The 13,030-nt window shown below is 75.2% G+C and carries 10 protein-coding genes; 6 read left to right on the top strand and 4 right to left on the bottom strand.

All coding sequences use genetic code 11. The features are described 5' to 3' along the window. Positions 1–84: 84 nt before the first annotated feature. A complete protein-coding gene (locus tag ACIQI7_RS30045; RefSeq protein WP_401116002.1) occupies positions 85–1,413 on the top strand; it encodes a sensor histidine kinase in 1,329 nt (442 codons plus the stop codon). Positions 1,414–1,461: 48 nt separating this feature from the next. Here ACIQI7_RS30045 and ACIQI7_RS30040 read toward each other — a convergent pair whose 3' ends face one another. Further along, a complete protein-coding gene (locus tag ACIQI7_RS30040) occupies positions 1,462–3,045 on the bottom strand; it encodes a purple acid phosphatase family protein (protein ID WP_401115999.1) in 1,584 nt (527 codons plus the stop codon). Between the two features lie 88 nt (positions 3,046–3,133). Between ACIQI7_RS30040 and ACIQI7_RS30035 the strand changes: the two genes are divergently transcribed. Next, positions 3,134–3,823: a response regulator gene (locus ACIQI7_RS30035; protein ID WP_401115996.1), complete on the top strand. Its 690-nt coding sequence runs from the start codon at positions 3,134–3,136 to the stop codon at positions 3,821–3,823. Positions 3,824–4,196: 373 nt separating this feature from the next. Here the strand turns inward: ACIQI7_RS30035 and ACIQI7_RS30030 are convergent, their stop codons facing one another. Then, complete coding sequence (locus tag ACIQI7_RS30030; protein WP_401115993.1) at positions 4,197–5,861, bottom strand: peptide-N4-asparagine amidase; 1,665 nt, start codon at positions 5,859–5,861, stop codon at positions 4,197–4,199. Positions 5,862–6,054: 193 nt separating this feature from the next. Between ACIQI7_RS30030 and ACIQI7_RS30025 the strand changes: the two genes are divergently transcribed. Then, the gene (locus ACIQI7_RS30025; protein ID WP_401115990.1) at positions 6,055–7,083 is read left to right on the top strand and encodes a pseudouridine-5'-phosphate glycosidase; all 1,029 of its coding nucleotides are present in this window, start codon (positions 6,055–6,057) and stop codon (positions 7,081–7,083) included. Positions 7,084–7,086: 3 nt separating this feature from the next. Continuing rightward, complete coding sequence (locus tag ACIQI7_RS30020; protein WP_401115987.1) at positions 7,087–7,965, top strand: carbohydrate kinase family protein; 879 nt, start codon at positions 7,087–7,089, stop codon at positions 7,963–7,965. A gap of 44 nt (positions 7,966–8,009) precedes the next feature. Here ACIQI7_RS30020 and polX read toward each other — a convergent pair whose 3' ends face one another. Together polX and ACIQI7_RS30010 are read right to left on the bottom strand one after the other, a co-directional pair. Beyond that, positions 8,010–9,740, bottom strand: coding sequence for a DNA polymerase/3'-5' exonuclease PolX (gene polX, locus ACIQI7_RS30015; RefSeq protein ID WP_401115984.1), 1,731 nt, complete (start codon positions 9,738–9,740; stop codon positions 8,010–8,012). Positions 9,741–9,943: 203 nt separating this feature from the next. Beyond that, positions 9,944–10,744 carry a hypothetical protein gene (locus ACIQI7_RS30010; RefSeq protein WP_401115982.1) on the bottom strand — a complete coding sequence of 267 codons (801 nt, stop codon included), beginning with the start codon at positions 10,742–10,744 and terminating at the stop codon, positions 9,944–9,946. A 276-nt stretch (positions 10,745–11,020) separates the two neighbouring features. Between ACIQI7_RS30010 and ACIQI7_RS30005 the strand changes: the two genes are divergently transcribed. Next, positions 11,021–11,641, top strand: coding sequence for a helix-turn-helix domain-containing protein (locus ACIQI7_RS30005; protein WP_401115979.1), 621 nt, complete (start codon positions 11,021–11,023; stop codon positions 11,639–11,641). Then, positions 11,638–13,017 (top strand): MFS transporter, encoded by a 1,380-nt coding sequence (locus ACIQI7_RS30000; protein WP_401115976.1) that lies wholly within the window; start codon positions 11,638–11,640, stop codon positions 13,015–13,017. The genes ACIQI7_RS30005 and ACIQI7_RS30000 overlap by 4 nt, the downstream gene beginning before the upstream one ends. Positions 13,018–13,030: the final 13 nt, after the last annotated feature.

The raw sequence follows: 13,030 nt of genomic DNA, 5'->3' as shown, positions 1-13,030 counted from the left end.
GTTCCTTCCCGAGGAGGAGAGCGTCTCCCCCGGGAGAGTTGCCCGTCGGACCGGCCGGGGGAGCCGCCCCGTAGGCTCGACCGGGTGCGTACCGACTTCCCCCTCGTCAGCCCCGACACCGCCCGATCGCGGCAGCGGCCGCGGTCGGCCCGGCTCCGCCGGCGCCTCGCCGCCGGGGCCGCGCTCGCGCTGCTGGTGCCCGTCGTACTGGCGCAGCCGGACGCCCGGGGGGCGGCCGTGCTGCTCGCGCTGACGACGGTGTTCGCCGCGGTGGTGGCGCTGCTGCCGTGGCCCGCCGGGCGGATCACGCTCGGTGCGGTGGCCGGGGCGGTGGCCGGGGTCTCGCTGCTGGTCGACCTGGTCTACCCGGGGCCGTACCGGCTGCCCGCGTTCTGGTTGCCCTTCGAGTGGCTCGCCCTGACCGGGCTGCTCTTCCGGGCCGTCCGCCGGCTGCCCGACCGCTCGGTGGCGGTGGTCGGCGGGCTGGTCGCTCTCGCGGCCCTGCTGCTGCCGCTGCGGTTCGCCCTGAGGGTGCCGCACGGCGGCGGCGCCGGACCGGTGGGCGGGGTGCTGATCTCGCTGCTGCCGCTGCTCGGCGTCGCGGGCACGGCCCTCTACCTGCGCGTCCTGGACGCCCGGCGGGAGCGGGCGGTCGCCCGGGCCCGGCGCGAGCAGCGGCTGGAGGTGGCCCGGGGGCTGCACGACTTCGTCGCGCATGAGATCACCGGCATCGTGCTGGAGGCCCAGGCCGGCCAACTCCCGGGCCAGGAACCGGAGGAGACCACCGCACTGCTGCGCCGGCTGGAGGAGGCCGGGCTGCGGGCCCTGGACTCGATGGACGAGATGGTCGGCGCCCTCCGCGAGCCGAGCGGCCAGGGAGGCGAGGGCGGACAGGGCGGCGACGAAGGCGAGAGCGGTGAGGGCGGACGGGACGGCGGGCCGACCGAGCGCGCCGACGGCGCGACGACGCGCCGCCTGGGCCTGGCCGACCTCCCCGAGCTGGTCGCCCGGTTCGGCGCCACCGGCGGCTCCGGCGCCCTGCGTGCCACCGCCGAGCTGGCGCCCGGCACCGCCGGCCGGCTCTCCGCCGAGGCCGAGGCGACCGCCTACGCCGTCGTCCTGGAAGCCCTCACCAACATCCGCCGGCACGCCCCGCAGGCCGCCGAGGTCACCGTCCGGGTGGCCCCCGGCGAGGACGGCGCCGTGGAGCTGACCGTCACCGACGGCGGCGGCCCCGCCCACAGGCCGCTGCTGCGCCGCCCGGGCGCAGGCGGCACCGGCCTGGCCGGACTCGCCGCCCGCGTCGCCGCCCACGGGGGCTCGCTGACCGCCGGCCCGGGCGCGCCCGCGGGCTGGCGGGTCGACTGCTCCCTGCCGGGGCCGCCGGGGCCGCCGGGCCTGCCGGGCCGCTGAGGCGTCGCTCCGAGCCCGGCCGCCGCCGCTTCCGGGTACGTCGGGACGTCAGTGCCCCCGGCCGCCGCCGCGGGTGCCGCGCGGGCGGGTCAGGGTGAAGCGGTCGACCGGGACGAGGTCCCCGTACGGCCCGCTGACGGAGTAGTAGGTGACGCCGATGGTGGTCTGCCCGTCGCGGCCGCCCGGGTCGACGTCGAAGGACGCGAAGCCATAGGGGTTGTCGGCGTCCCGGAAGGCCGACCAGGGGGCGTCCTCGATCACGTACACCGGCGGGCGCTTGCCGGTGGCCGGGTCGGCGGCGCCGACGCCGGTGATCACCCGGGCCTTGGCGGGGCTGAAGAAGAGCTGGTTGGACGGGGCCGAGGTGCCGCCGCCGCCGATGACCATGTGGACGGTGCCCTTGGTGGTGTCGATGGTCTCGGTGCCGGTGGAGACCGGGACCGGTGTGCGGGTGTCGGTCGGCTGCTGGCCGCGGATCGGGTGCGAGCGCTCGTAGTGGTGCTCGTGGCCGCAGACCACCAGGTCCACGCCGTACTTGTCGAACAGCGGCACCCAGGTCTCGCGGATACCGAGGTCGGCGCCGTTGAACCTGTCGGCGGTGGAGATCACCACCTGGTGCATGCAGACCACGATCCAGTCGATCCCCGGGTCCGCGTCGGCCGCGATCAACTCCCGTTCCAGCCACCGCTGCTGGGCACCGCCGGAGTAGCCGTGGACGTAGCTGTTGCCGCCGTCCTGGTAGGCCACGTCGTCGTTGTTGAGGCTGATCACCCGCACCGAGCCGGCCGTGAACGAGTACCACAGGCCGCGCGTCTCGGCGTCCGAGCGGGCGTCCGGCAGCTCGAAGTACGCCTGGTAGGCGCCGAAGCCGATCGGGCCGTTGCCCTTCTCGTTCTCGTGGTTTCCGGCCGCGGGCATCCAGGGGCGGTGGCGGGCCGAGCGGCTGTTGTTCTCGAACCAGTCGGACCAGGTGCGGACCCGGTCGGTGGCGATGTTCGCGTAGCAGAGGTCGCCGTTGAGCAGGTGGAACAGCGGGGCGATCCGCTCGACCCCGGCGGTGGTGTCGCCGGCGGCGGGGCTGCCGAGGTTGTCGTTGGCGTAGCCGTTGGCGGTCTTCCGGCCGAGGGTCGGGGTGCCCTGGTCGCCGAAACTGGTGAAGGTGAAGGCGGACCGGCCGCGCGGGGCGGTGCGGACGGTGCCGAGTTCGGGGGTGGTGCCGTCGTGGACGGCGGCGTAGACGTAGTCCGTGTCGGCGTGCAGTCCGGTCAGCCGGGCGTGGTGCACCTGGACCTCGGTGCCGGAGGCGGCGTCCCGGTAGGTGCGGGTCGCGGCCCGGACCGTCCGGCCGAAGCCGCTGTTCGAAGTCCCGTACATCACGCGCGGGTTGCCGACGGACGTGGTGGTGTGCCAGGAGACCACCACCTCGCGCGAGGCGTCCGAGCCGAACTGGAGGTGCAGGCCGGCCACCCGAGGCGCGCCGGAGCGGCCCGGCCGCTGCCAGAGGACCGGGGAGGCGGCGGCGGGGGTGGCCGGGATGCCGGAGAGGGACACGGCGCCGCCGAGGCCGACGCCGGTCGCACCGGCCAGGAGGCCTCGCCGGCTGACGGAGGGACGTCCACTGGAATCGTTCATGGCGGCCAGCCCACCGGACGGAGGTGAACCGCGCCGGTCCCGCCGCGTGAACTTTCCCGTCCGGCGGCCGTGCGCCACACTGCTGGACGTGACGAGTACGAACGGCGAGGTCCCGCGGGTGATCCGCACCCTGATCGCGGACGACCAGGAGGCCGTCCGGCGCGGTGTGCGGCGGATCCTGACGGCCCAGCCGGACATCGAGGTGGTGGGGGAGGCCGCGGACGGGCTGGCCGCGCTGGAGCTGGCGGCCCGACTGCGGCCGGACGTCGCCCTGGTGGACATCCGGATGCCGCGGATGGACGGGTTGGAGCTGACCCGGCGGCTGGCCGGGCCGGGGGCGGCGGAGCCGGTGCGGGTGGTGGTGCTGACCACCTTCGACCTGGACGAGTACGTGTACCCGGCCCTGCGGCACGGGGCGTCCGGCTTCCTGCTGAAACGTTCCGGCCCGTCCCTGCTGGCCGAGGCGGTGCGGGCGGCGGCGGACGGTGAGAGCCTGATCAGCCCGTCGGTCACCGTCCGGCTGCTGCGGCACGTGACGGCGCCGCGCCGCCCGGAACGCCGGCAGCCGGCGCCGGTGGTGCCGCTGACCGGGCGGGAGGTGGAGATCGCCGGGCACGTCGCGGCGGGCCGCACCAACGCGGACATCGCCGCCGAGCTGTTCATCTCGCCGGGGACGGTGAAGACCCACGTCGCCAGCATCCAGCGCAAGCTCGGGGTGGCGAACCGGGTCGGGATCGCGGTGCACGCCTGGGAGATGGGCTGGGCGGGCGCGCGCTAGCCGAGCGGCGCGCACACCGGCGCGGGTGGGCCAGGAGGGGGCGTCCAAACCGGGAAGGGGCGCGCACCGCAGGGTGCGCGGACGGGCGCGCGTCCACGGGGCCGAGGGGATGCTCCGTGGACGCGCGGAACCTGCGAGGCGGGGGTGGCCTCCGGACGTGACGTCCTCCGGCCGGTAGTTCGATCGTCGACCGAGGTAGTTCCAGCGGCAGACCCTGATCCGTCTCGATCCGTCGCCACTGCCTCCTGCGGTCGAACTGCCTTCAGCTACCTCGCAGGTCCATCTCCCATCATGCGCCTCCCACGGGTCGTGCACCAGGGGTGAACGGCACGAATCGGAACAATTTTCGCAACTCGGGCCATGGCGCTCGCCGTCAGGGGCTCGGCCAGCCGTCGACGAAGCTCAGCGTCCGCTGGTACGGCCCCTCGGGACCGGTGCTGCGGTACTCCTCGGTGCTGCTGCCGGTCCGGACGGTGCGGTCCCCGTCGTGCCGCCGCGCGGTGGGGCGCAGGGTGTGGTCGACGGTGGAGCTCCCGGTGACGTGGCCGCCGGTCGCCGCGGTGGCCTCGCGGTGGTAGCCGAGGACCATGGCCGTGGTCTGGTCGGTGTTGCCGGCCGCGTCGCGGCTCACCCGGTAGCCGACGTCCAGCGGTTCGCCCTCGTGCACGGTGGTGGTGCGGTGCGGGCCGCCGCCCCAGGTGGCGGTGGTGCGGGTGAGGTCGGTGCCGTTGTGCAGGGTGATGTCGTTGCCGCCGTCGCGCAGCCGCTGGGCGGAGCGGAAGGCGAGTTCGTCGCGGACCTCGGTGGTGATCCGGCCGTGCGAGGTCTGCACCCAGCCCCGGGCGAGGTCGTTCCGGGCGGCGGTGACCGTCCAGTCGCCGCTGCCGCCGCCGTGGTCGGCGAGGTCGGTGGCGACGGTGGCCTCCGGGGCGACCCGGTGCTCGGTGAGCTGTCCGGTGGTGCGGGTGGCGCCGTGGTCGGTCTCGGCGAACAGGTTGACCTGGCCGGTCCAGACGTCGTTGCTCTGCGCCTCGGCGGTGTTCACCACGACGCCCACGGTGTGCGGCCGGCCGTCCAGCAGCAGCCCGACGTACGGGGTGAGGTCGAGCCGGTAGGCGGGCAGGTCGAAGGCGAAGACGCCGGGCACGGGCCGCCAGAGCAGCGGGTCCCAGCCGCCGGTGTAGATCACCGGGTACGGCCAGACCGCGCCGGCCACCCGGCCGTCCACGGTCAGCCGCAGCTCGCGGAACGGGCCCTTGCCGCAGATGCCGGTGCCCGGGTTGGCGGCGGCGAAGGCGTCCGGCGCGGAGGCGTACGCGAACTCCTCGCAGGCGCCGCCGCCCCGGGTGTAGACCTCGGCGGTGAGGCGTTCGAGGTTCTGCGGGAAGGTGAGGTCGCGCGCGGCGGCGGGGGCGGCCTGGGTGAGCCCGAACGGTCCGGTGGTGAGCAGCCGGTCGGCGGTGCGGGCGGCCGGCCAGCGGTCGTCCGCGGTGTAGAAGGTCAGGCTCGCGCTGATCGTGAAGACACCGGTGTAGGTGGCGTCGGTGACGTTGGCGAGGTCGAAGGAGAACTCCTGCGGGCCGTCCGCGAACAGTGGGGCGTAGCGGGTCACGTCGCGCTCGACGTTCCAGGCGATGCCGTCCTTGGACGGCTCCGGGGTGGAGGAGAGCAGCACCTGGACGCCGCCGACGCGGACGCTGAAGATCCGGTCGAACTGCCGCCCGGCGACCTGTCCGTGGAGGTCCAGGACCACCGCCGACCACGGCCCGGCGCAGTCGGCGGGCGGGGTGAGGGTGGCGTTGTACGGGGTGTCCGGCGGGTTGCCGTACCCGTTGCGGAACGCGCGCTCGTGCATCACCTCGACGGTGCAGGAGCGGGTGTCGGGGCGGGTGAGCGGCTTGGTGGCGGTGACCGGGTCGTGGTAGTCGGTGCCGTAGTCGGCACGGGCCGGGCCGGCGGCGGTGAGGGTGCCGGCCAGGGTGAGGACGGCGGCGCCGATCAGACCGGCGGCGCGGCGGAGCAACGGGCGCAGGGCCAAGGCGGGTTCCCGGGGTCGGGCGGCCCGCGGGGTGCCGCGGGCCGGTCGGATGATCCGGGAATCCTTCCGGGGGTGGCATGTCGGCGTCAAGGATTTCGGGTCCAGCTCGTCGGCCTCTGGATTCCGATGTGAACCGTCCATACGCTGAGCCCGTTGCCCCTCCGCAGCGGCACCCTCACAGAGAGTTCGCATCATGACCGGACTTCAGCCCAGCACCGCTCCCGCCGTCCAGGTCTCCGAGGAGGTCGCCCGGGCCGTCGCCGACGGCCGGCCGGTGGTCGCCCTGGAGTCGACCATCTTCACCCACGGGCTGCCGCGGCCCCGCAACCTGGCCGTCGCGCTGGAGGCGGAACAGCGGCTGCGGGCGGCGGGCGTCGTCCCGGCCACGATCGGGGTGCACGCCGGGGTGCCCACGGTCGGGCTCAGCACCGGGCAGATCACCGAACTGTCCGCCGCCGAAGGCCTGGACAAGGTGAGCCTGCGCGACCTCCCGGTGGTCGCCGCGTTCGGCCGGCACGGCGGCACCACCGTCGCCGCCACCGCCTTCCTCGCCCACCGTGCGGGCGTCCGGGTCTTCTCCACCGGCGGCCTCGGCGGGGTGCACTTCGGCGCCTCGGAGAGCTTCGACGAGTCGGCCGACATGACCACCCTGGCCGCCACCCCGGTCACCGTGATCAGCGCGGGCGTGAAGTCCATCCTCGACATCCGGGCCACCCTGGAGCGCTTCGAGACGTACAACGTCCCGGTCATCGGCTACCGCACCCGCAAGTACCCCGGCTTCTACGTCACCGACTCCGGCCACGAGATCAACTTCAGCGTGGACTCGCCCGAGCAGGCCGCCAGGGTCATCGAGTGCCGTGACCGGCTCGCCCTGCCGCAGGCCGTACTGATCGCCAACCCGGTCGACCCGGCCAAGCAGCTGCCGCCGGAGGAGCTGGACGGCATCCTGGCCCGCGCCCGGGCCGAGGCCGAGCGCCAGGGCGTCACCGGCAACGCCTCCACGCCGTTCCTGCTCGACTTCATCCAGCGGGACACCGGCGGGCGCAGCCTGGAGGTCAACGTCGAGGTGTACCGGGGGAACGTCCGGCTGGGCGGGGAGATCGCGACCGCGCTGGCCGTGGGGGCAGCGGGGGCAGCGGGGGCCTCGCCGGGTGTCCCGTCGGGCGCCCCGTCGGATGCCTCCGGCGCGGCCCCGGCCGTCGCCGCCGAGACCGGGGCCTGACTCGTGCTGGGGGTGCTCGGCGACCTGGTCGAGGACATCGTGGTCTGGGCCGACGGCCCGCTGCGGCACGGCACCGACTCCGGCGCCCGGGTCTTCCGGCGGCGCGGCGGCAGCGCGGCCAACGTCGCCTGCTTCGCCGCCGGGCAGCACCCGGCCCGCTTCCTCGGCTGCGTCGGCGAGGACGCGGCGGGGGACGGCGTGGTCGCCGAACTGACCGGCCACGGCGTCGACGTACGGGTCTCCCGGCGCGGCCGCACCGGCAGCGTGGTGGTGCTGATCGACCAGGACGGCGAGCGGACCATGCTGCCGGACCGGGGCGCGGCCACGCTGCTGGAGCGGGTCCCGGACGCGTGGCTGACCGGACTGACCCATCTGCACGTCCCCGCCTACTCCTTCGACGGCGAGCCGGTCGGCAGTACGGCGGTGGACGCGCTCGCCCGGGTGCGGCGGGCGGGCTGCACCACCTCGGTGGACGCCTCCTCGACCGGCATGCTGGAGCGGTTCGGCCGGGAGCGCTTCCTCGCCCTGCTGGCCGGGCTGGCGCCGACCTTCGTGTTCGCCAACCGCTCCGAGTCGGAGTTCCTCGGGCTGCTGGTGGCCGGCCTGCCCGGGCCGGAGCGGGCCCGGCTGGCGGCCACCACGGTGGTCACCAAGGCGGGGGCCGAGGCGACCGCCGTCGACGTGCCCGGCGAGCCGCTGGTCATGGTGCCGGTGCCTCCGGTGGCCGAGGTGCGCGACCTCACCGGGGCCGGGGACGCCTTCGCGGCGGGGTTCCTGGCCGGGTTCCTGGACACCGGGGACCTCCGGCACGCGGCCGGGCTCGGGCACCGCAGCGCGGCCCGGGTACTGGCCTCGCCCGGCGCGTCCTGCGACGGGGAGTGACGTTTCGGCTGGCGCGGCGGCTCCCGTGGGCCGGGCGGGCCGGGCTACTTCGGAACCGCGTCCTTGCGGAGGAAGCGCTTCAGCTTCTGCCAGGTCCAGGTGTTGACCACGTCCTCGGCGGTGAGCCAGCCGCGCTGCGCCGTGCCGATGCCGTAGCGCGGGTAGGCGAGGTGGCCGGTGGCGTGCGCGTCGCTGTCGATCGCGAAGCGCACGCCGTGCCGCCTGGCCCGCAGGACGTCCTCGTCGCGCAGGTCGAGCCGCTGCGGGGAGCTGTTGATCTCGATCGCGGTGCCGGTGCGCGCGGCGGCCTCGAACACCGCGTCCAGGTCGACGTCGATCGGCCCGCGCCGGCCGATCCGGCGGGTGGTGAGGTGGCCGATGACGTGCACGTACGGGTTCTCGCAGGCGCGGATCAGCCGACGGGTCTGGGCGGCCCGGTCCAGGGCGAAGTGCGAGTGCACGGAGGCCACGCAGACGTCGAAGCCGGCCAGGAACTCGGGCGGCCAGTCCACCCCGCCGTCCGGGCCGATGTTCAGCTCGGTGCCGTGCAGCAGGCGCAACCGCTTGTGCCGGTCGGCGAGTTGTCGTAGCCGCTCGCGCTGCGCGAGCATCTTCTCGTCCGTCATCCGCTGCATCACCAGGTCCGGGGCGTGGTCGGTGACGGCGAAGTAGGAGTAGCCGCGGGCGGCGGCGGTGTCGATCATCTCCTCCAGGGTGGCCAGCCCGTCGGTCAGGTCGGTGTGGGTGTGCAGGTCGCCGCGCAGGTCGGACTCCTGCACCAGGTCCGGGAGTCCGCCGTCCAGCGCGGCCTCGATCTCGCCCCGGTCCTCGCGCAGCGGCGGTGGGATCCACGGCAGGCCGAGCGCCGCGTACACCTCCTCCTCGGTCTCCGAGACCACCTTGGCGCCGCCGTCGACCTCGAACAGCCCGTACTCGGAGAGCTTCAGCCCGGCCCGGACGGCCATCGTGCGCAGCTTGATGTTGTGCGCCTTCGAACCGGTGAAGTAGACCAGCGCCGCTCCCCAGTCCTCCTCCGGCACGACCCGCAGATCCACCTGTACGCCCTGGGTGGTACGGACCGAGGTCTTGGTGCTCCCGCTGCCGATCACCTCGGCCACGTAGGGGAGTTCGGTGAGCGCGGCCATCAGCGGGGCGGAGTCCTCGGCGGTCGCGAGCACGTCGATGTCGCCCACCGTCTCGCGCATCCGGCGCAGCGAGCCCGCGTACGCGCAGCGGGTGCAGCCGGGGACGGCGGAGAGCGCGGCGACCAGCTGCTCGGCCAGCTCGGCGGCGGTGTCCAGCAGGGTGCGGCCGCCGGACTGCCGCATCAGCTCGATGCCGTGCAGGATCTTCTCGCCGCTGCGCTCGCCGAAGCCGGGCAGGCCGGTGAGCTTCTCGGCGCGGGCGGCCGCGGCGAGTTCGTCCACCGAGGAGATCCCGAGGTCGCGGTAGAGGGCCAGGGCGCGCTTGGGCCCGACGCTGGGGACGGCCATCATCTCCCGTACGCCGGACGGGATCCGGGCGCGCAGCGCCTCCAGGGCCGGGACGGTCCCGGTGGCGAGGTACTCGGCGATCTTCTCGGCGGTGGACCTGCCGACGCCGGGGATCTGCTGCAGACCCTTGACGTCCAGGCCGGCCAGGTCCTCGGGGTGGCCGCCGACCGCGCGGGCGGCCTTCTCGTAGGCGCGGGCCCGGAAGGCGTCCCCGCCGGTGATGTTGATCAGGTCGGCGTACTCCTGGAGCAGCTCCCTGACATGGTCGTTGAGCCGGGGCATGGGGCAAGTCTAGGGTCGGCGGGGCGGGGGCGCCGGGTTTGCGCCCGGTGCCGGGGTACTCCCGCGGTCGTACGCGTACAGCCGTGCGCGTTGAAGTGCGCGTTCAGGCGTACGCGTTCGGGTGTACGCGTTCAGCCCGTGCGTGCTCAGGCGTACGTGTTCAGACCGTGCGCGTTCAGGCGTACGCGTTTCGTCGTGCGCGTTCAGTCGTACGCGACGGTCAGCAGCAGGACCACGGTCAGCCCGCCGCCGGGGGTGGTCTCCACCGCGAGCCGGCCGCCCGCCGCCACCACCAGGCTCTGCAGGGCGGGCCCCGCCGGGCCGTCCGCCCGTGCGCCCGCGACCAGCCACTCGCGTGCCTCGGGCAGCTCGTGGGCGCCCCGGTCGGAGACCCGGATCTCCACCCGGCCGCGGGTCGCGGACGCCCGCCCGGGTGCCCGGCCGGACGCCCGGGGTGCGGACGCGCCGCCCGCCACGTCGGCCCGGACCAGCACCCGGCCGCCCAGCGGGCTGCGCCGGATCGCGTGGTCCACCAGCCCGGCGAGGGCGGCCTCCAGCCGTCGGGCGTCCCCGGCCACCACCGGGAGCCCGGGCGCCACCCGGACCGTGACGGCCGCCGCCCGGCCGCCGCCGCGCACCACCCGGCGGACCACGTCGGCCACCCGGACCGTGACGGCCGCCGCCCGGCCGCCGCCGCGCACCACCCGGCGGACCACGTCGGCCACCTGGACGTGCCGGGCCGTCGGCTCGCAGCCGGTCTGCCGACCGGTCCACCGCAGGCGCTCCAACTCGGTGCGGGTGAGCGCCCTCGGCGCGGCCATCGTGCCGGACGAGAGGGGGCCGAGACCGTCCTCGGCCTCGGCGGTCGCCGACGCGCCCGCCCGTCCGGACCCGCCCCGGCGCCCGGCGGCGCCCGCGCCGAGGCCCGAGCCGACGGTGCCGCCGAACGCGCCGAGCGCCCGGGCCCCCGACGCGACGTAGCCCCAGAGCCTCCGGTGTGCCATCGCCTGCCCCTCGTGCTTCCCGCGGCCGTCATCGAATCCGCGGCCGACCGGGACGGGCCGACTTCCGGGCCCTCTCTGACAGCCTGCGCCTCGGCCGCCCGGGTGACAATCCCGCTCCGGGCCGCGGTCCGTTCCGGGGCCCCCGCCGCTCGGCCGGTCGGGCACCCGCCGAGCGGCGGGGCCGGGGGGCCGCGGCGTAGTACCGATCGATGAACCGCAAAGAGTCCTTCGCAAAAAACCCTTTGCAAAGAACTCTTTGCGGTCTAGCCTCGTGCCATGACCGAAGAGCACGGGTGGAAGCACAGTGACGACCGGCGCGCCATCGCCCTCACCGCCGAGAGCATGCGGGCGATGGCCCACCCGGTGCGCCTGCGGGTGGTGGGGCTGCTGCGCAAGTACGGCCCCTCCACGGCGACGCGGCTCGCCGCGGAGCTGGGGATCAACTCCGGCGCGACCAGCTACCACCTGCGCCAGCTCGCCGCCGCGGGCTTCGTCGAGGAGGACGAGGCACGCGGCAACGCCCGCGAGCGCTGGTGGCGTTCGGCCCACCGGGTCACGGTCTGGACGGTGGACGACATGGCGGACGACCAGCTGGGCGAGGCGGCCGGCTACCTGCGGTCCGTCCTCGCCTCGCACACGCTGGCGGCCCAGCGCTCGCTGGACGCCTTCGAGGCGATGCCGCGGGAGTGGCGCAAGGCCGTGAACCTGAGCGACCTGGTGCTCCAGCTGACGCCCGGCGAGGCCGAGCGGCTGTCCGAGGAGCTGAGCGAGGTGATCCGGCGCTACCGCTGGGTGGGCGCCGAGGGGCCGGTCCCGGAGGGATCGGAGCAGGTGTCCGTCGTCGTGCACGTCCTGCCGGACCTGCGCGACGACACCGACGAGGGGGGAGCCACATGACCGGCAGCACGACCACCACCACGAGATCCGCCGAGCGAACCGCCGCGGGTACCACCGTCGACGAGCCCGGGCGCAGCTACCGGCCGCTGGCCGGCGTGCTGACCGCCACGGCCGTCTCGGTGACCGGCACCCGCGTCTCGGCCGTCGCCCTGCCCTGGTTCGTCCTGGCCACTACCGGCAGCGCCACCATGACGGGCCTGGTCGCCTTCGCAGAGATGGCGCCGTACGTGGCGGTCAAGGCGCTGACCGGGCCGGTGGTGGACCGGCTCGGGCCACGGGCGGTGTCCTGGACGACGGACGCGGTCAGCGCCGTCGCGGCCGGGCTGGTCCCGCTGCTGCACGCACGGGGGCTGCTCCCGTTCTGGGTGCTGCTGGTGATGGTCGCGGTGATCGGGGCGATGCGCGGCCCGGGGGACTTGGCCAAGTCCGTCATGGTCCCGGAGGCGGCCGACCACGCGCGGGTGCCGATGGAGCGCGCCACCGGGCTGTCCGGCGTCACCGAGCGGCTGGCCTCCACCGTCGGCCCGGCGGTCGGTGGCGGGCTGGTCGCCGCGACGGGCCCGCTGGCCGGCCTCGCGGTCAACGCGGGCACCTTCGCGCTCGGGTCGCTGATCATCGCGGTCGCGCTCCCACGCGGCATGGGGCGCTCGGCGGTGCCCGCCGCTCCCGCCGGTCCGTCCGAAGGCGAGCGGCCCGCGGGCTACTGGCGGATGTTCCGGGAGGGCTTCACCTTCCTGCGCTCGGAGCCGCTGCTGCTCACCGTGATCGTGATGATCGGCATCACCAACCTGATCGACGCCGGGTTCGTCACCGTCCTCGTCCCGGTCTGGGCACGGGAGTCCGGCAACGGCCCGGCCGCCATCGGGCTGACCGCCGCCGTCATGGGCGCCACCGCCGTCGTCGGCAGCCTGATAGCGGCGGCCGCGGCCTCCCGGCTGCCCCGGCGGACGGTCTTCTTCACCGGCTTCCTGCTGTGCGGCGCGCCGCGCTTCCTGGTGCTCGCCCTGGGCGCGCCGATGTGGCTGGTGCTCACGGTCTTCGCGATCGGCGGTTTCGGCTCCGGCTTCCTCAACCCGATCCTCGGCGCGGTGCTCTTCGAGCGGGTGCCCCGCCGGCTGCTGGGCCGCGTCCACGCCCTGAGCGACTCCCTCGCCTGGGCCGGCATCCCGCTCGGCGGGCTGGCCGCCGGCGCGGCGGTCGCCATGGTCGGGCTGATACCCGGCCTGATCGCGGCCGGAGCCCTGTACTTCGCCACCACGACCCTGGCCGGGCTGCGCCCCGAGTGGCGCGAGATGGACCGCCTCCGGGGGCGCGCGGGCAGCACGGGCGGCACGGGCGGCACAGCCGTCGAACCGGACCCGGCGCACGGCGGGTAGGGCAGGCCCCCGG

The sequence above is a fragment of the Kitasatospora sp. NPDC092039 genome (assembly GCF_044756065.1).
GTDB lineage: Bacteria > Actinomycetota > Actinomycetes > Streptomycetales > Streptomycetaceae > Kitasatospora.
This window is presented reverse-complemented; position numbering and strand designations above follow the sequence as displayed.